Below are 17,276 nucleotides of genomic sequence, written 5' to 3'. Positions count from 1 at the left end.
CGCTGATTGAGCGGGATTGTCCTTGATCGAGGCTGATCAAGTGGCGCTGAAAGCAAGCCTTGCGCGGCCCGGGCAAGGCTTGATGGGAGACAGGCGTGAAAGAACCCAAAAGCCGTTTTGTAGGGTGGGTTAGGCGTACATTCGCAGGACCGTCGGTGAACTTGCCGTATGCCATAACCCACCATGCCGATTAGGATGATGGGTTATGGCGCACGGCTATACCGACGAAGATATTAGATTTCTCTTGGTGTGCGCTGCCCCATCCTATACTGTGAGTTCAGCCACAAACTGAACATCTTGCCCCTCTCCCTCTGGGAGAGGATTTGGGTGAGGGGGGATTAAAAAGTTCGGTTTGTGGCTGTTTCGAGTATACATTGAAAATATTCAACCTAGTGCGGCAGGAAGCATATCTATTATAGTCAATAAAACTAAGTCGCTATAAAACCGAGAGCAAGTTCGGACGGACAATCAAATACTTGCCATCTCGGCAAATACTTTTATGTAAATGCGACTTATGCATTTGACTATAATTCGACTAATCAATCCGTATTCCGCCGTTTCTCTGCCTGACCTCGCCCGGCTTTATGATTGATCTCCCCGGCCCTTACCAGCACCACGACGATGAATGTGACGATGGCCGCGCCCCAAATCATGACCGTTGATAATCCCATGACACCCTCCGGAATGAGCCACGCCTAATCATCCACCGCCGCGTCGGCATATTGATAGATAGGGCTAATCAAACTACCCGCTGGCAGGGTAATAAGCTGCTTAATGATCCCATCATCCAAACCATAGACCCAGCCATGCAAGGATGGCCGCTGCTCGCGCTTCCAAGCGCTCTGAATAATCGAGGTGTGGGCAAGGTTATATATCTGCTCGACGACGTTTAATTCCACCAAGCGATGAACCCGTTGCGATTCGCTGGACAGGCTTTCGAGTTCGGTTTGATGAAACCGATAAACATCTTTGATGTGTTTCAGCCACTTGTTGACCAGCAATAGGTCCGGGCGCTGCTTTTTCAACGCCGCCCGAATACCACCGCAGTTATAGTGCCCGCATACCACCACATGACTCACCTTGAGTACGTCCACCGCATACTGCAACACACTCAGGCTGTTGAAATCGGTAGTAATCACCTGATTGGCGATATTCCGGTGTACGAACATCTCGCCGGGCTGGGCGTTGACGATGATTTCGGCGGGCACCCGGCTATCCGAGCAGCCAATCCACAGGAATTCGGGGCGCTGGTCGGTCGCCAGACGCTCGAAGAATTCCGGCTGCTTGACAATTTTCTCTTCGGCCCAGGCCCGGTTTTCCAGTAATAGTCTTTCAAAGGATTGCATGGGTCACACCGCCAGCGGTCGCTTGATTGAAGAAGGCCGCGCCGTCGGGGCCGGGGCCGGGAAGGACTCCCTCGGGCTGGGCTTAAATTCGGGGCCAGGATCAATCCCCCGGACGTTCCGCACCTGGACGGTGATGTCTCTATCCGGCGCGGCTTTCAGGAAATCGCGCAGGGTTTCCAGGATGTCTTGGTCGATGAAGTCGGCATGGGTGCCGTCAATAATTAAGTCACCGTCCGGCTCAACCCGGTCCAGCATATCCCTTAGCAGCGCTTTATTGAGGAAGGACACGTCTTTCCGCAGTCGCAGCAGGTAATGGTTGCCGCTCCGCGTCAGGGAAATAGCGGCGTGGAAATTCGCCTTGACCACGTAGAACAAGCCGCAGGCGATGCCGACGGCGATGCCTTTCAAGAGGTCGGTCGCCAGAATCGCCCCGACAGTCACGATGTAGGGCACGAATTGGTTAATGCCCTGGCGGTACATCGCCACGGCCAAGGCGGGTTTCGCCAGTTTGTAGCCGGTCAACAGCAGAATCGCCGCCAGCACGGCCAGAGGAATGGTGTTGAGGTAGCGGGCCAGAAACCCAACGCTGAGCAGCAACAGGATGCCGTGGACGAAGCAGGCCATCTTGGTCCGGCCCCCGGCGTTGACGTTGGCGGAACTCCGCACAATGACCGCCGTCAGCGGCAAGCCGCCCAGCAAGCCGCTGATCAAATTCCCCAAGCCCTGTGCCTTGAGTTCGCGGTTGGTGGGCGCCACCCGCTTCAAAGGGTCGAGCTTGTCCACGGCTTCCAGGCTCAAGAGGGTTTCCAGACTGGCGATGATGGCCATGGTCACGGCGACGGTGTAGACCGCCGGGTTGGCGAGTTGCGAGAAATCCGGGTGGGTGAGGTTCCCGACGAAATCGCCAACGCCTTGAATATCCGGCAGCGTCACCAGATGTTGCGGGGCGATGGCGAAGGCGGTGCCCTCGCTGAAAATGTTGAACAGCACGCCCCAGGTCACCGCCACCAACGGGCCGGGAATCAGCGCAAGCGGGCGGAAGCGTTGGAGCAGGCGGCTTTCCCACAGCAGCATGATGAGGATCGCCACCCCGCTGACCACCGTTGCGCCCGGCGAAATGGCCTGGAGCGCATCGAATAGCTCGGTGAACGCGCCCTGCGGCGTCTGCGGCGAATAGGTTTCCTCGCCCACCAGGTCGGCGCCATAGCCCACCGCATGGGGCAATTGCTTCATGATGAGAATCAACCCGATGGCGGACAGCATCCCCTTGATGACCGACGACGGGAAATACGCGCCAATCGCCCCCGCCTTGAGATAGCCGAGCGCCAACTGGATCAGCCCCGCCAGCATCACCGCCACCAGGAAGTTCTGGAAGCCGCCCAAGGTGACGATGGCTTGCAGCACGATGACCGTCAGGCCCGCCGCCGGTCCCGACACGCTCAGTTGTGAGCCGCTCGCCAATGACACCACCAGCCCACCCACCAGCCCGGCCACGATGCCGGACAGCAGCGGCGCTCCCGAGGCCATGGCGATCCCTAGACACAGCGGCAGGGCCACCAGATAAACCACGATCCCCGCCGGTATGTCATGGGCAAGGTTCTGCAAGTAATAAGCGAGTTGTTTTCGTGCCATGGCTCACGCCTCCGTATTCCCTATTGATTAACGCCGCGCACACGCGCAAAATCAGCTTTAAGTTTCGATGCGAAACCATTTAAGCAGTTAAATCGGTTTATAGCAACCGATACAGATTAAAAAAACCGCTTACTGCGGTTTATTTAAACCATAGCAAGTCCAGTGAGACCGTGGCAAGCCCTGATTGTTCAGCGGGCGTGATTTTCATGCGCCCAATAAAAACGCCGTGGCGGGATTCATCCCGCCACGGCGTCCGGTTGCTCGATGGATTACGCTGGCTATCGAATCATCAGCCGATCCCCAAGTTCTCCCACATCGCATCCACCCGCTTCTTCACCGCCGCGTCCATCACAATCGGCTGGCCCCATTCGCGGTTGGTCTCGCCCGGCCATTTGTTGGTGGCATCGAACCCGGCCTTCGATCCCAGCCCCGACACCGGCGAGGCGAAATCCAGGTAATCAATCGGCGTGTTGTCGATGAGGGTCATATCCCGTGCCGGGTCCATGCGGGTGGTGATGGCCCAGATCACGTCGCGCCAGTTGCGGGCGTCCACGTCGTCGTCCACCACGATGACGAACTTGGTGTACATGAACTGGCGGAGGAAGCCCCACACCCCGAACATCACCCGCTTGGCGTGCCCCGGATATTGCTTCTTCATGCTCACCACGGCGAGGCGGTAGGAGCAGCCCTCCGGCGGCAGGTAGAAGTCGGTGATTTCCGGGAACTGCTTTTGCAGGATGGGCACGAACACCTCGTTCAAGGCCACGCCCAGCACGGCGGGCTCGTCCGGCGGGCGACCCGTGTAGGTGCTGTGATAGATGGGATTGACCCGCTGGGTGATGCGCTCGACGGTGAACACCGGGAATTCGCCCACCTCGTTGTAATAGCCGGTGTGGTCGCCGAACGGGCCTTCCGGGGCGGTCTCGCCGGGATAGAGGAAGCCTTCCAGCACAATCTCGGCGCTGGCCGGGACTTGCAGATTACTGGTCAGGCACTTCGCCACTTCGGTTTTGGAGCCGCGCAGCAGCCCGGCGAAGGCGTATTCCGACAGCGTGTCTGGCACCGGCGTGACCGCGCCGAGGATGGTGGCCGGGTCCGCGCCCAGCGCCACGGCCACGGGGAACGGCTCGCCGGGATGGGCTTCCTGCCAATCCCGATAATCCAGCGCCCCGCCCCGGTGGGCCAGCCAGCGCATGATGGTTTTGTTCTTGCCGATGACTTGCTGGCGGTAAATGCCGAGGTTTTGCCGCTCCTTGTGCGGGCCACGGGTGATGACCAGCGGCCAAGTGATGAGCGGCCCGGCGTCGCCCGGCCAGCAGGTCTGGATGGGATAGCGGCCCAGGTCGATGTCGGTGCCGCCCAGCACGATTTCCTGGCAGGGCGGATGGCGCACTTCCTTGGCGGGCATGTTCAGCACTTGCTTGAACAGCGGCAGCTTGTCGAACATGTCGCGCACGCCCTTGGGCGGGTCCGGCTCTTTCAGGAAGGCGAGGAGCTTGCCCACTTCCCGCAAGGCTTCGACGGACTCCTGGCCCATCCCCAGCGCCACCCGGCGCGGCGTGCCGAACAGGTTGCCGAGCAGCCGCACGTCGTGGCCCTTGGGCTTCTCGAACAGCAGCGCGGGGCCGCCGGCTTGCAGGGTGCGGTCGCAGATCTCGGTGATTTCGAGGTGCGGGTCCACTTCCAGGGCGATGCGCTTGAGTTCGCCGATGGATTCCAGGTGTTGGATGAAGTCGCGGAGGTCGTGGTATTTCATGGTGGCGGCGACATTTAATTTTTGGAGAGTTCTGCCGTTGGGCGTTCCCTCTCGCTCATTCGGTTGGAACTCTGATGTCTGGCGACATCACAAGCCGCTTGGCCCGCCGGGCAAAACGGCGGTCATCGAAACTGAGGAATTCCCGGCAATGATGGCAGGCCGCCCAATGTAGGGCATCGGCAAAATCCAAGCCCTGGGCGTGCAAGTTCAGCGCCCGGATTACGCGGTCGTCCTCCTCGACGGCAACATGGGGAAACCCCAGCAGGTGTTGAATCACGCGGATAAAGTCCGAAGCGGTGAACCCATAAAACGCCCGCAGCACCCATTCCAGTTCCAAGATTACGGTCAGGGGCACAAACAATTCGGAGGATTCAAGCATGATACGGCGGGCAATCGGGCGCTGTTTTTCGGCCTCGGGGTCTTTTGGGTCATCCACATAGAACCGGGCGAGGATGTTGGTGTCAATCCCGATCATCCGCCGCCTCCCGCATGGCTTGCGCCACATCGAAATCGGACAGCCTACGCGGTCCGGGTTTGTCGCAAACCAACATTCCGTAGCCATCTTCCGGGCGGGCGGGTTCGACGCGACGCCGCACCTCTACCCGGATGCTGTCCCCGTCAAGCGTGAAATCAAGTTGGCTACCGGGCGCGATACCCAATTGGTGCCGGATGTCGGCTGGAATGGCGACTTGGCCTTGCGCGGTAACGATGGCAGTGTGCATGGGGGTCTCCAAAAATAACCCGCGTAGAATGCGCCGGGTGATAAAGCGCAGCAATCGTGAAGATCGTCAGGAACCAAAATAGAATCCGGTTTAACACTAAATACCGCAATCCTCTATGTCCATACTCACCCTACCCACCGCCATCGCCGCCTCCCTCATCTGCTGCGACCTCTGTAACATCGAGCAAGAGCTGAAAACCCTGGAATCCGCCGGGGTCGATTACCTCCACATCGACCTCATCGACGCCCATTTCAGCCCGAGTATGCCCATGGGTATCGAGGTGGTTCAGCAAGCCCGCCAGAAAACCGCCCTGCCTTTCGACGTGCATTTGATGGTGGAGAACAACGAGTTCTTCATCACCGAAATGCTGAAAATCGGCGTCCAGCGGATATGCTTTCATTATGAATCGGCCTTCCATGTGGACCGGCTGCTCAGCTTGATCCGGGCCAGCGGAGTCAAGGCCGGTATCGCCCTCATGCCCACCACGCCGTTCGCGGTGCTGGATTATTGCACCGACCGGCTGGATTTCGTGCTGCTCATGCTCATCAATCCGGGCTTCGCCGGGAACCCCAACGAAGCCCAAGTGCCCTACGCCGAACGCCGGGTGGCCGACTGCCGCAAGTACCTGAATGAGCGCGGATTGGACATCCCCATCGAAGTGGACGGGCGGGTGTCCTTCGACAACATTCCCGGCTTGGTCGCCGCCGGAGCCACCGAGTTGGTGGGCGGCACCCGCAGCGTGTTTCACCCCGGCGGGACGCTGGCGGATAACATCGAAAAAATGCGGCGGGCCATTGAGGCGGGCACCGCCTGAAAGCCGCTTGGCCGCTCACTCAACAGGGCTTGCCATCGACACGAGAACACCCTTGTGCAGGGGCGTTTTTTCCCTATAATTGCGCGCTTGTTTTTTCAGGGCAGTCTTGCGACTGCCTTTTGTTTTTCTAAGGGGTACTCCGATGACCGAACAGGTGATGCCAACCTATGCCCGGTTGCCCGTCGTATTCGAACGGGGCGAAGGCGCGTGGCTGTGGGACGACCAGGGCAAGCGTTATTTCGATGCGATTTCCGGGGTGGCCGTGTGCAGCCTGGGCCACGCGCACCCGGCAGTGGCCCGCGCCATTGCCGAGCAGGCCGCGACGCTGGTCCACACGTCCAACATATACCGCATCGGCCTACAGGAGCGACTCGCCGCCGAGTTGTGCTACCTGAGCGGTCTCGACAATGTTTTCTTCTGTAACTCCGGTGCCGAGGCCAACGAGGCGGCGCTGAAAATCGCCCGCCGCTACGGCCACAGCCAAGGCGTCGATGCGCCCGCCATCATCGTCATGGAAAGCAGCTTCCATGGCCGCACCCTCGCCACCCTCAGCGCCACCGGCAATCCCAAAATCCAGGAAGGCTTTGAACCCCTGGTCAGCGGCTTCATCCGGGTACCCTACGGCGACGCGGCGGCGGTCGCGGCGGTGAACGATCCCCATGTCGTGGCGGTGCTGGTCGAGCCGGTGCAGGGCGAGGGCGGCGTGCGCGTTCCTGCCGATGATTATCTGCCCGCCTTGCGGAAAATCTGCGACGAGCGCGGCTGGCTCATGATGATGGACGAAGTACAGGCCGGGATTGGCCGGACTGGCACTTGGTTTGGTTTCCAGCATTACGACTTCTTGCCGGACGTTATGACCCTGGCGAAAGCCCTCGGCAACGGCGTCCCGATTGGCGCGTGTTTGGCGCGGGGCGTGGCGGGGGAGATGCTCACGGCGGGCAAGCACGCCTCGACCTTCGGCGGCAATCCCCTCGCCTGCCGGGCGGCGTTGACGGTGCTTGACACAATTCGCACGCAAAATCTGCTGGCGCGGGCCGCTGAACTGGGCCGGAACCTCTTGGCCGGATTCCGCGAGAAACTCGCCGATAACCCCCATGTGCTGGACATCCGGGGCAAGGGCTTGATGATCGGCATCGAACTGGATGCGCCTTGCGCCGCGCTGGTGGGCAAGGCGCTCGACCGGGGCTTTTTGATTAACGTCACGGCGGAGCGGATCATCCGCTTGCTGCCGCCCTTCATTCTGAGCGACGACGAGGCCACGCAATTGGTGGATGGCGTCGCCGCGCTCATCGCCGAACACACGGCGGCCTAGCCGCTGAGGAATACGCCATGCAACCGCGCCATCTGGTCACTTTCGCCGATTTGAGTGCCGCCGAATTCCGCGCACTCATCCACCGCGCCATCGAACTCAAGCACCTCAAAGGCGTTTATGAGCCGCTAAAAAACAAGGTGCTGGCGATGTTGTTCGAGAAGTCCTCCACCCGGACCCGCATTTCCTTCGAGGCGGGCATGGCGCAGTTCGGCGGCAGCGCGATTTTCCTGTCGCCGCGAGACACCCAGTTGGGCCGTGGCGAACCCATCGAGGACTCGGCCCGCGTCATCTCGCGCATGGTGGATTGCATCATGCTCCGCACCAACACCCATCGCACCGTGGAGATTTTCGCCGAGTATTCGCGGGTGCCGGTGATTAACGGCCTGACCGACCGCTTCCATCCCTGCCAACTGCTGGCGGACATGCAGACTTATTTCGAGCAGCGCGGTGACATACAGGGGCGCACGGTGGCCTGGATCGGCGACGGCAACAACATGTGCCAGTCCTACATCGAGACCGCCGAACTGCTGGACTTCAAGCTCAACATCGCCTGCCCGGCAGGCTATGACCCGGAAAACGGTTTGTTGGGACAGGCCAGCGGGCGGGTCGAATTGCTGCGCGACCCGGCGGAAGCGGCGCGGGGCGCGGATTTGATCGTCACCGATGTGTGGGCCAGCATGGGCCAGGAAGAGGAGCAGGCCAAGCGGGAAGAGGCGTTCCGGGATTATCAGGTCGATGCCAAGCTGATGGCGCTGGCGGCGAAGGACGTTTTGTTCATGCACTGTCTGCCCGCCCATCGCGGCGAGGAAGTCTCGGCCTCCGTGCTGGAAGGACCGCAAAGCGTGGTGTGGGACGAGGCGGAAAACCGGCTGCACGCGCAGAAAGCGCTGCTGGAATTCTTGCTGGTGGAAGACAGCCCGGTGCGGGCCGCGTCGTAATTCAAACCATCACTCACAATAAACCGACTCGGTTTTGAAAACCGAGCCGGTTTCGCCTCTACGCAACGAGCAAATGCCGGATCATATCCCGCTCGGCAATTAGCTCCGCCTCACTGGCCTTGATCTTGGCTTGGCTGAATTCGTTGATTTCCAAGCCCTGCACGATGCGCCACGCGCCGTCCCGCACTTCCACGGGATAGGAACACATCAAGCCCGGCTCAATCCCATAACTGCCATCGCTGCACACCGCCATGCTGGCCCAGTCGCCTTCCGGCGTGCCCAGCACCCAGGTCCGCATGGCGTTCAGCGCGGCATTCGCCGCCGAGGCCGCGCTGGATTTACCCCGCGCCTTGATGACCTCCGCGCCCCGATTCTGCACGGTGGCGATGTATTCCTGCTCATACCAATCCCGTCCCACTAACTCCAGCGCTGGCTGACCGCCCACCGTGGCGTGATGGATGTCGGGATATTGAGTGGTGGAATGGTTGCCCCAGATGATGACCTTCTTCGCGTCCCCCGCCGTGCGGCCACACTTGGCGGCGAGCAGGCCGACCGCCCGGTCGTGGTCCAGACGGGTCATGGCGGAGAAATGCTCGGGCGGGAGATCGGGGGCGTTGGAGCGGGCAATCAGCGCGTTGGTGTTGGCGGGATTGCCGACCACGAGAACCTTGACGTTGCGGCTGGCGGCGGCATTGAGCGCCCGGCCCTGCGCGGAAAAGATGCTGGCGTTGGTGAGCAACAGGTCTTTGCGCTCCATGCCGGGACCGCGTGGTTGGGCGCCCACCAGAAAAGCCAGGTCGGCGTTCTCGAAAGCGGCTTCCGGGTCGCTGGAACACACCAGCCCATGCAGCAGGGGCGAGGCGCAGTCCGCCAGCTCCATCGCCAGGCCATTCAAGGCACCGACGGCTTCCGGCACTTCCAACAGGCGAAGCACGATGGGCTGGTCCTCGCCCAACAAATCCCCGGCAATCAGCCGGAACAACAAGGAATAGCTGATTTGGCCCGCCGCTCCGGTCACGGCGATATGCACGGGTGTTTTCATCTCGTCACCTTAGTCTGAATTAACTCTAAACACAGCGGCTGAGGGGCCACCGCTCAACCACAAACTGAAAAAGCCAAAAAGCCGCTCATGCCCCCTAATTAGGTCGACACGAGCGGCTTTTTGGCTTTTTTATGATGGGAACGGCCCGCCCCTGGGCCTGATTCGTTGGCCACGGTCGTCAAGCGACCGCGAAGCCCTTGCCCTGAATGGTCTTCTTAATGGCATCAACGGCGATTTGGTCGGCGTCGTAGGCCACCTCCACCGTGCTGGCCTTGTGGGAAGCCGTCACCGATTCGATCCCGGCCAGGGCTTGTACGGCCTCTTGAACCGACTTTTCACAGCCGCCGCACTTCATGCCGGTCACGCTCAAAACGATGGTTGCCATGGTGTCTTCTCCTCTGGTGATGTTATATCTGCGCCAAAAGCAATCCGGCTAGGCCCGCCCGCGTGTTTGGCGGGAAATCGTTGCTTAGCGGACCCATTAACCTTCGACCGCCGGGACCGAAGCGCGTTTGCGGCCCTGAAAAACCGCGCCATCGGGGCGGATTATAGGCCGCGCCCCACCCCCGAACCATACTCGGTCCGGGGTATTCGGAAGGCCCGGCGGGAAATGCTGTGGCACCATTCCCGCCGGGCGGAACAGAATCCGGCGGACGCGCCATCAGCGCTTGCGGCTGCCGAACGGGAAGGGCTTTTCGTTGGTGTTGTAGGTCATGTAGAGCCACATCCGGTAAATATATTCCGAGACGACCTGCCCGACCTTTTGCGCTCTCGGGCTGGCGCCGCCGCCGAATAGGTGGCATAGCAGTTGGATTAACACCACGCCCTGCAAAACGAATTTGATGACGAACATAATCAGGGCATACACCGCCACCAACAGCAGGCGGATGAAAAAGTTGCCGGGTTCGAGAGCCGTAGGTTCAAGGGTGGACATGGCCGGAATGGTTTGAGGTAGCTTGTTGTCGTGTGGAAAGGCGCCGACCGGATTGGACCGGCCCGCGAAGCCCGCCTATTCTACCCGCGCCAGCGAAACCACGCATAGCCGAGCGGCTGCGCGACGCGGCAAACGCCCCGTCCGCGAATCCTGAGCCTGCCCCTGACCCACGGTAGAACCTGTGCCCCTGATGGGCGGAAGCCTCCGACGCCACTGGCGGTTCCAGGTTCCCCAAATGTCCGGCGCGTGTGGCCCGCGCATTAATCTCGCCTTCCGAACCATGCTTCCCATCCTTTGATTCAAGCTTTTGCCATGGCCGAAGCCATCCCCTTTTCCGCAAACCCAAGCTTTCCGAAAAACACGCGGGCAAAACCCTGTGCCGCAGCGGCTTCCATAAGTGGAAAGTGGACAAGCAATCGGTCTTCGATGTGAAGCGCGGAAGGCTGGTGACGATTTATCGTTGCGAGCGCTGCGGGGCAACCAAAAACGAGGCTAGATGACCCAACCCGCTAGTAAACCGTTACATCCTCTCCCCCCCATCGAACTGCCTCTTCAAAGAGACGCATTCATTCTCCCGACCCACCCGAACAAGTATCGGGCCGCAATTCTGACACGATCTTTTCGAGGCATTGCCGTCATAAATTCCGCGCCAAAATAAGCCGCTCGATACCTTCTAACAATCATCAGTCAATGGGGTTTTGACTTTAGTCAATTTTATTAACAAGCAAGACCCTTCTATGAAATAATGGAATTCCATCCAGTTTCGTTACTGGATGTAAATCAAAATTATTACATAAGAGGGAGAACGTATGGAACAACAAGAGCTTCCTGCAACAAAAAAGAAGCCATCAGCGGGTCAAAGCCTGATCCGCGATGCCTTCGCCTGGGCCTTGGACCAGTACGCCACGGTGCTGGGCCTGTTGGCGATGACAGCGGTCGTGACCTACGCCGTTCTCATCGCCGACCTCAAGAGCCAAGAGGGCGCCGCCGCCGCCCTGAACCTAGCCGGCCATCAGCGCATGTTGGTGGAGCGCGGCGTAGTGCTGGCGCTCAAAATGGACACCGCCGAAACCCACGCCGAGCGCCAGCTCATCCGCCAGCGAATGGTGGACACCATCACCCAGTTCGAGAACATGCACGCCTATCTCAGGAACGGCGACCGCCTGATCCGCCAAGGACCGCGCCTGTTGGCCGAGCCGGGCGAATTGGCGCCGGAGCTGCGCCTGGTGTACTACGCGGAACCGCTCTACCTTGACCGGCAGATCACCGGCTATATCGCGGCCATCCGCAAGCTACTGTCCCAGCCCGTGGATGCCGTCAACTTCGAAGACCCCACCGTCCAACTCCTCACCTCCGACGCCCCGGACCAGATCATCGCCGGGCTGGACAAGGTGGTGGCCTACTACCAACAAAACGCCGACTTCCGCCTGCAAAACACCCAGAACCTGCAAGCGGTGATGCTGGTGTTCTTCCTCGCCGCGTTGAGTCTCGGCGGCACCGTGCTGTTGCGGCCCATGGTGCAACGCTTGAAGGAGAGCATGGCGAGCTTGCAAGCCCAGCGCGACTTCAACGACAACATCATCAACACGGCCCAGGCCTTGATTATCGGTCTGGACACTCAGGGCAAGATCACCCTGTTCAACCGATACGCCCAGGAAATCTCGGGTTGGGCCGAGGAAGAAATCCGGGGCGGCGAGTTCTTCACCACCGTGTTCGCGCCCGTGCACCAGGACACCGTGCGGACGCTGTTTGAGAATGTCATGGAAGGCGGCACCTCCGGCGAGGCCGGGGCCGAAATCCCCATGCTGATCCGCAGCGAGGAACTGGTGGACATCATCTGGCACGCCACCGTGGTCCGTGACCAAACCACTCAGCAGCCGGTGCTGTTCCTCATCACCGGCGATGACATCACCGAGCGCAAACGGGCGGAAGACCGCTTGCAGCTCACCCTCGTCGAGTTGGAAAAACTCAGTGGCCGCTTGCAGGAAGAAATCAACCTGGCGGCGGCCCTGCAACACGCCATCCTGCCCAGCCCCGACATCATCCTGCCCGGCTTCCAGGGCAAGGCGTCCCTCACCACCTCGTCGGAGGTGGGCGGCGACTACTACGACTATTACAAGGTCGGCGGCTACTACTCGATCATGATGATCGGCGACGTGAGCGGTCACGGCGTGGCGGCAGGCACCATGGTGAGCGCCGCGAAGGCCGGCACCTACCCACTGGCGGCGGACGGTGTGACCCGCCCGGCGGAAATCCTCCGCTCCCTCAACGAGACCATGCTTGCCACGGCGCAGCAGTCGCTGCTGATGACCATGGGCTGCTTGAGCTTGGACAGCCGCACCGGCCATGCGCGGTTCGCCAACGCCGGCCACGTGTTGCCTTACCTGAAACGGCGGGGCGAAAACTACTGGACCATGTTCGAGGGCGGCGGCTCGCCCCTCGGCAAGAGCCTCGACACCGACTATCTGGCCGTCGAGCAGGAACTACAGCTTGAAATCGGCGACCGGGTGTTCCTCTACACCGACGGTGTGGTGGAACAAGAGAACCGGCGTGGCGAAGCCTTCGGCTACGACCGACTGGAAACCCTGTTGAACAACAACGCAGATGCCGATCCTCGCGAAATGGAGGAAAAGATTCTGGCTGCCCTCCGGGCGCACAGTGACCGGGAGCATTTCGAGGACGACGTGACCGTGGCCGTGCTGGAACACACCGAGCGGGTGGAAATCCAGATGGCGGGCAGCGACGACTCGACCCAGTTGGTGCGCGTCAGCGAAGGCTTCTACCGCCGCCAGAGCGATTTGTTCACCTCGCCCACCTCGCGGCAGTTGGTGGTGTTCTTGTCCGAGGGCGAATTCCACGACCTCTTGCCCCGCCTCAGCGGCGATGGCATCCGCCGGGTGCTGCCCCGCGATGACGCCTTCTATCATCGGCTGGGCTGGGAATATTTGCTGAGCCAGCATCAAGCGACGCCGAACGACGATATTTTCAGTCTCGTGCCCGACCGCATGATGGAGCGGCAATTCGAGCTGACCCACAGCGACGACAAGTTGTTCTTTATGGAGGAAACCCAGGCGTGGCTGGAAGAGTTGGGCGTGCTGTCGCCCGACCACCTCGGCTCGATCCTGGTGGTGCTGGACGAAATGGTGGAGAACAGCCTGTACGGCGCTCCCCGCGACGGCCAGAGCCGACCGTTCTATGAGAAGGGCTTGGAACGCGCCCTGACCGGCAACGAGCAGGTGCGCATCGACCTCGTGGTCGGTCCGGAAACCATTGGTCTGTCCGTCACCGACAACTGGGGCACTTTAACCCCGGCGATCTTCCTGGACCACCTGACCCACACGATGTCCAAGGGCGTCGAGGCGGGCATCGGTGGCGCCGGGTTGTATCTGATGTGGCGTATGTCGGACTACTTGCAAGTGCGGGTCACCCCGCACCGCCGCACCCAGATCACCACCCTGTGGGATCTGAACCGGCCCTTGCAGATCGGTTTGAAAACCGGTTTCCAATTCCTCTATCACAGCGAATTCGACGAGGTCGTGAGCCATGACGCAGCCACATACATTTTCCATTGATTTACTCCCCGGTGGCGAGGATGGCGTCCTGAGCTATGCCTTCGCCGGATCGGTGGACGCCCATGCTTCGCATGTGCTGGACCACTTGAAGGCGGTTCCCGCCAACGCCAGGGTCAGCCTGGATTTCAAGCAGGTCGAGCGGGTCAACTCCATGGGCCTGTCGCTGCTGCTCAAGCTGTTCGAGCAGTGGGAGCGGCAGGGCATCAAGATCGAGGTCAGCAACCCCAACCGCATGGTGGCGATGCTGTTCAAGATCACCGGGCTGAACCGCTTCCTGAAGACCGACATCGCCCTGCCCTCGGAGCAGACCCGCGCCCAGCCGACCGTCATCAGTACCGTGCAGACCGCCGCGCCGTCCGCCGAACCGCCGGAGCGCCCGGCATCGCAGGCCAAGCTGAACTTCATGGCGAGCCTGCAAATGGGTGCCCAGTTGACCGGCTGGTACTTGCTCAATACCTACCTGCAACGGCGCTTGCAGCGGGCAATCCATTTCGAGCAAATCCCAGCGGGCCACGAACTGGCCCAGGAATCGGTGGACATCCTGTTCGCCAAGCCCTTCGAAGCCTGCGCGATGATCCAGAAGCGGAATTACATCCCGCTGCTGCGTCCCACCGGCGAGGCCGACGAAGTGGTGATCGTCATGCGGGCCAACGACGACCGAAAACTCGCCGACATTCCAAATGCCCGGGCGGTGACGGCCTCGCAGGGCAGCTTCGTGTACCTGTTGGGCCGGTTCCTGTGCGACGAGAACGGGCTGGACACCTCCAGCTTCCAGCACCAGTTCGCGGGCAACGAGATCAAGGCGCTGCAAATGCTCCTGAAGGATCAGGCCGACGTGCTGTACATGCTGAAGAAGACCTATCGCGGCCTATCGGGTCTCACCCGCAATCAGACCCGCGTGCTGGACGAGAGCGACACCCAGTTTGCTTTCCACCTGCTATTGGCCTCGCCGCAAATCGGCGAATTCAAGGACACGCTGACCAAGACCTTCACCGAGATGGGCGAGGACGACCAGGGGAAGACCATCTTGAAGGACATCCAGTTCGAGGGCTGGTGCGTGCCGCAGGAAGGGGAGCTGTCCATGTTGATGCGGCTGTTTGAGCAGTACACGGAGTAAGCCCATTCCGCTGAGCTGACAGGGATAATGCCCCCGGGCGTTATCCCTTTTCTTTTGTCAAAAATCCAGCGGCTGGGCTATAAATCGGGTTTTCTTTCCAATCCATAGCGAACGCCTTGAACAGCCCAGCCCCCATCGTCCAATTCCAAGCCGTCATCAAACGCTACGACGGCAAAACCATCCTCCCCGGCCTGAATCTTGATGTGGCCGAGGGCGAATTCCTCACCCTGCTCGGACCCTCCGGCTGCGGCAAGACTACCGCGCTCCGGCTCTTGGCCGGGTTCGAAACCCCGGACGCCGGGACCATCCTGCTCGACGGCGAATGCGTCAACGCCATCCCGCCGCACAAGCGCCAAGTCAACACCGTCTTCCAGAGCTACGCGCTGTTCCCGCACATGACCGTGGTGGACAATGTGGCTTTCGGCTTGAAAATGAAGAAAGCGCCCGGCGCGGACATCGGCGCACGGGTAAAAGAAGCGCTCGAATTGGTGCGCCTCGCTGATCTCGCGGCCCGCAAACCCCATCAACTTTCCGGCGGACAACAGCAACGGGTGGCCTTGGCCCGCGCCCTGGTAAACCGGCCACGGGTGTTGCTGCTCGACGAATCCTTGAGCGCCTTGGATTACCGCTTGCGGAAGGAAATGCAGATGGAGTTGAAGACCTTGCAGCGGACGCTCGGGCTGACTTTCATTTTCGTCACCCACGATCAGGAGGAAGCGCTGTCCATGTCCGACCGGGTGGCGGTGATGCGGGCCGGGGTGATCCAGCAAATCGGCACGCCCCGCGAAATCTACGAAAGCCCGGCCAATCTGTTCGTGGCCCAGTTTGTCGGTGAAAGCAACATCCTCGACGGCATCGTCACCGGCCAACCGCAACCGGGCCGCGTTGCGGTGCGGCTGGAAGCGCTGGATGGCGTGCTGAAAACGTCGCGCCCCTTCGCCATCGGCGAGCGGCTGCACGTTCTGTTAAGGCCAGAGGATTTGCGCGTGGAAGCGCTGGCCGATGGCGCAGCCCCGACAGGACACTTGGCCGGGACCATTCAAGCCAAGACCTACAAGGGCATGACTTTGGATACCTTGATTCGGCTGGATAGCGGCAAGACGCTACTCGCCAGCCAGTTTTTCGATGGGGATAACCCGGCGCTTGATTACGCCTTGGGCCAGCGGGTGGCGGTGGATTGGGTGGCAGATGCGGAAACGGTGTTGCAGGTCGATGCGGAGGCTTGATCTTTTCAAAATCAAAGACCGACTCGGTTTTCAAAACCGAGTCGGTCTGGGCCGATTCGGCCTAATCCGCATCGCGAAACGAAAATGCTCTTAAAATCGGCAATGAGCGGCACCCGATGTCTTGTAAAATGGCTCCAAGAGCGCGAAACCGGCGGCTTCCAAGAGCAATAGCCGGTAAAGGAACCCCGTGGATGCTTGGAGATTCGCGCCGGGTGAGACCTCTTACCGCAAAAGGCGAGCCGGGTGACTGGTTCGCCTTTTCTCTTGGTGGCCTGATTATCGGAACCTAACGGGGTTTTGATTGTCTTGAAAAAATCCACATCCTTTACCGCCGGATTTCTGCCCCTCTGGCTAATCCTCTTCACCCTACTGCCCACCCTGATGGTGCTGGCGGTCAGCTTCCTGCGCCGGGACGAGGCCGGACTCATCGCGCCCATCCCCACCACCGACAACTACGCCCGCCTGCTCGACCCCATTTACCTCAAGGTCTTCGGCCATTCGCTGTGGATGGCTGGCGTGGCGACGGGGCTGTCCCTGATCGTGGCCTACCCCTTCGCCTACTTGCTGTCCCGCGTGCAACCGGCCTGGCGCCCCCTGTTGCTGACCCTGGTCATCATCCCGTTCTGGACCAACTCCCTGGTGCGTACCTATGCGATGCGCAGCCTTCTCGCCGCCAAGGGCGTGCTGAACAACCTGCTGCTGGCGGCGGGCCTGATCGACGAGCCGGTGCGCCTGCTCTATACCGGACCCGCCGTCGCCATCGGTTTGGTGTACGTGCTGCTGCCATTCATGATTTTGCCGTTGTATTCCAGCTTCGAGAAACTGGACCGGCGGCTCGTCGAGGCGGCGGCGGACCTGGGCGCGG

15 protein-coding genes and 1 pseudogene are annotated in these 17,276 nt (G+C 60.6%); 7 read left to right on the top strand and 9 right to left on the bottom strand.

Annotated features, from left to right (window positions below; all coding sequences use genetic code 11):
- Positions 1-539: 539 nt before the first annotated feature.
- From ACXWUF_RS06535 to ACXWUF_RS06510, 6 genes are all read right to left on the bottom strand, one after another.
- Positions 540-671, bottom strand: a complete 132-nt coding sequence (locus ACXWUF_RS06535) for a hypothetical protein (RefSeq protein WP_458493866.1) — start codon at positions 669-671, stop codon at positions 540-542.
- 24 nt (positions 672-695) lie between these two features.
- A complete protein-coding gene (can, locus tag ACXWUF_RS06530; protein WP_458493865.1) occupies positions 696-1,346 on the bottom strand; it encodes a carbonate dehydratase in 651 nt (216 codons plus the stop codon).
- Between the two features lie 3 nt (positions 1,347-1,349).
- Positions 1,350-2,978, bottom strand: coding sequence for a SulP family inorganic anion transporter (locus ACXWUF_RS06525; protein ID WP_458493864.1), 1,629 nt, complete (start codon positions 2,976-2,978; stop codon positions 1,350-1,352).
- Between the two features lie 289 nt (positions 2,979-3,267).
- Positions 3,268-4,734 carry a 4-hydroxy-3-polyprenylbenzoate decarboxylase gene (gene ubiD / locus ACXWUF_RS06520; protein WP_458493863.1) on the bottom strand — a complete coding sequence of 489 codons (1,467 nt, stop codon included), beginning with the start codon at positions 4,732-4,734 and terminating at the stop codon, positions 3,268-3,270.
- 55 nt (positions 4,735-4,789) lie between these two features.
- Positions 4,790-5,209 (bottom strand): type II toxin-antitoxin system VapC family toxin, encoded by a 420-nt coding sequence (locus ACXWUF_RS06515; protein ID WP_458493862.1) that lies wholly within the window; start codon positions 5,207-5,209, stop codon positions 4,790-4,792.
- Positions 5,196-5,456: an AbrB/MazE/SpoVT family DNA-binding domain-containing protein gene (locus tag ACXWUF_RS06510; RefSeq protein ID WP_458493861.1), complete on the bottom strand. Its 261-nt coding sequence runs from the start codon at positions 5,454-5,456 to the stop codon at positions 5,196-5,198. Before ACXWUF_RS06510 ends, ACXWUF_RS06515 begins: the two co-directional genes overlap by 14 nt.
- 115 nt (positions 5,457-5,571) lie before the next feature.
- On the opposite strand from ACXWUF_RS06510, the gene ACXWUF_RS06505 reads away from it, so the two are divergent.
- From ACXWUF_RS06505 to argF, 3 genes are all read left to right on the top strand, one after another.
- A complete protein-coding gene (locus ACXWUF_RS06505) occupies positions 5,572-6,270 on the top strand; it encodes a ribulose-phosphate 3-epimerase (protein ID WP_458493860.1) in 699 nt (232 codons plus the stop codon).
- Between the two features lie 142 nt (positions 6,271-6,412).
- Positions 6,413-7,582, top strand: coding sequence for an acetylornithine/succinylornithine family transaminase (locus ACXWUF_RS06500; protein ID WP_458493859.1), 1,170 nt, complete (start codon positions 6,413-6,415; stop codon positions 7,580-7,582).
- Between the two features lie 17 nt (positions 7,583-7,599).
- The gene (gene argF / locus ACXWUF_RS06495) at positions 7,600-8,520 is read left to right on the top strand and encodes an ornithine carbamoyltransferase (RefSeq protein WP_458493858.1); all 921 of its coding nucleotides are present in this window, start codon (positions 7,600-7,602) and stop codon (positions 8,518-8,520) included.
- A gap of 58 nt (positions 8,521-8,578) precedes the next feature.
- Here argF and ACXWUF_RS06490 read toward each other — a convergent pair whose 3' ends face one another.
- The 3 genes from ACXWUF_RS06490 to ACXWUF_RS06480 form a co-directional block, all read right to left on the bottom strand.
- Positions 8,579-9,562: a malate dehydrogenase gene (locus ACXWUF_RS06490; protein WP_458493857.1), complete on the bottom strand. Its 984-nt coding sequence runs from the start codon at positions 9,560-9,562 to the stop codon at positions 8,579-8,581.
- Positions 9,563-9,740: 178 nt separating this feature from the next.
- Positions 9,741-9,947 (bottom strand): heavy-metal-associated domain-containing protein, encoded by a 207-nt coding sequence (locus ACXWUF_RS06485; protein WP_458493856.1) that lies wholly within the window; start codon positions 9,945-9,947, stop codon positions 9,741-9,743.
- Positions 9,948-10,223: 276 nt separating this feature from the next.
- On the bottom strand, positions 10,224-10,496 hold the full coding sequence (locus ACXWUF_RS06480) for a DUF4389 domain-containing protein (RefSeq protein ID WP_458493855.1): 273 nt from the start codon (positions 10,494-10,496) through the stop codon (positions 10,224-10,226).
- An 809-nt stretch (positions 10,497-11,305) separates the two neighbouring features.
- Between ACXWUF_RS06480 and ACXWUF_RS06475 the strand changes: the two genes are divergently transcribed.
- The 4 genes and pseudogenes from ACXWUF_RS06475 to potB form a co-directional block, all read left to right on the top strand.
- Positions 11,306-14,068 carry a SpoIIE family protein phosphatase gene (locus tag ACXWUF_RS06475; protein ID WP_458493854.1) on the top strand — a complete coding sequence of 921 codons (2,763 nt, stop codon included), beginning with the start codon at positions 11,306-11,308 and terminating at the stop codon, positions 14,066-14,068.
- Positions 14,040-15,185, top strand: coding sequence for a PhnD/SsuA/transferrin family substrate-binding protein (locus ACXWUF_RS06470; protein ID WP_458493853.1), 1,146 nt, complete (start codon positions 14,040-14,042; stop codon positions 15,183-15,185). The genes ACXWUF_RS06475 and ACXWUF_RS06470 overlap by 29 nt, the downstream gene beginning before the upstream one ends.
- Before the next feature lie 116 nt (positions 15,186-15,301).
- On the top strand, positions 15,302-16,411 hold the full coding sequence (gene potA, locus ACXWUF_RS06465) for a spermidine/putrescine ABC transporter ATP-binding protein PotA (RefSeq protein ID WP_458493852.1): 1,110 nt from the start codon (positions 15,302-15,304) through the stop codon (positions 16,409-16,411).
- A gap of 306 nt (positions 16,412-16,717) precedes the next feature.
- Positions 16,718-17,276: pseudogene (potB, locus tag ACXWUF_RS06460) on the top strand (spermidine/putrescine ABC transporter permease PotB); the annotation flags it as partial.

The organism is Methylomagnum sp. (genome assembly GCF_054333355.1).
This window is presented reverse-complemented; position numbering and strand designations above follow the sequence as displayed.

Excerpts from the sequence above, each read along its gene's own strand:
- ACXWUF_RS06535 (WP_458493866.1), bottom strand. The coding sequence starts at position 671 with ATGGGATTATCAACGGTCATGATTTGGGGCGCGGCCATCGTCACATTC.
- can (WP_458493865.1), bottom strand. The coding sequence starts at position 1,346 with ATGCAATCCTTTGAAAGACTATTACTGGAAAACCGGGCCTGGGCCGAA.
- ACXWUF_RS06525 (WP_458493864.1), bottom strand. The coding sequence starts at position 2,978 with ATGGCACGAAAACAACTCGCTTATTACTTGCAGAACCTTGCCCATGAC.
- ubiD (WP_458493863.1), bottom strand. The coding sequence starts at position 4,734 with ATGAAATACCACGACCTCCGCGACTTCATCCAACACCTGGAATCCATC.
- ACXWUF_RS06515 (WP_458493862.1), bottom strand. The coding sequence starts at position 5,209 with ATGATCGGGATTGACACCAACATCCTCGCCCGGTTCTATGTGGATGAC.
- ACXWUF_RS06510 (WP_458493861.1), bottom strand. The coding sequence starts at position 5,456 with ATGCACACTGCCATCGTTACCGCGCAAGGCCAAGTCGCCATTCCAGCC.
- ACXWUF_RS06505 (WP_458493860.1), top strand. The coding sequence starts at position 5,572 with ATGTCCATACTCACCCTACCCACCGCCATCGCCGCCTCCCTCATCTGC.
- ACXWUF_RS06500 (WP_458493859.1), top strand. The coding sequence starts at position 6,413 with ATGACCGAACAGGTGATGCCAACCTATGCCCGGTTGCCCGTCGTATTC.
- argF (WP_458493858.1), top strand. The coding sequence starts at position 7,600 with ATGCAACCGCGCCATCTGGTCACTTTCGCCGATTTGAGTGCCGCCGAA.
- ACXWUF_RS06490 (WP_458493857.1), bottom strand. The coding sequence starts at position 9,562 with ATGAAAACACCCGTGCATATCGCCGTGACCGGAGCGGCGGGCCAAATC.
- ACXWUF_RS06485 (WP_458493856.1), bottom strand. The coding sequence starts at position 9,947 with ATGGCAACCATCGTTTTGAGCGTGACCGGCATGAAGTGCGGCGGCTGT.
- ACXWUF_RS06480 (WP_458493855.1), bottom strand. The coding sequence starts at position 10,496 with ATGTCCACCCTTGAACCTACGGCTCTCGAACCCGGCAACTTTTTCATC.
- ACXWUF_RS06475 (WP_458493854.1), top strand. The coding sequence starts at position 11,306 with ATGGAACAACAAGAGCTTCCTGCAACAAAAAAGAAGCCATCAGCGGGT.
- ACXWUF_RS06470 (WP_458493853.1), top strand. The coding sequence starts at position 14,040 with ATGACGCAGCCACATACATTTTCCATTGATTTACTCCCCGGTGGCGAG.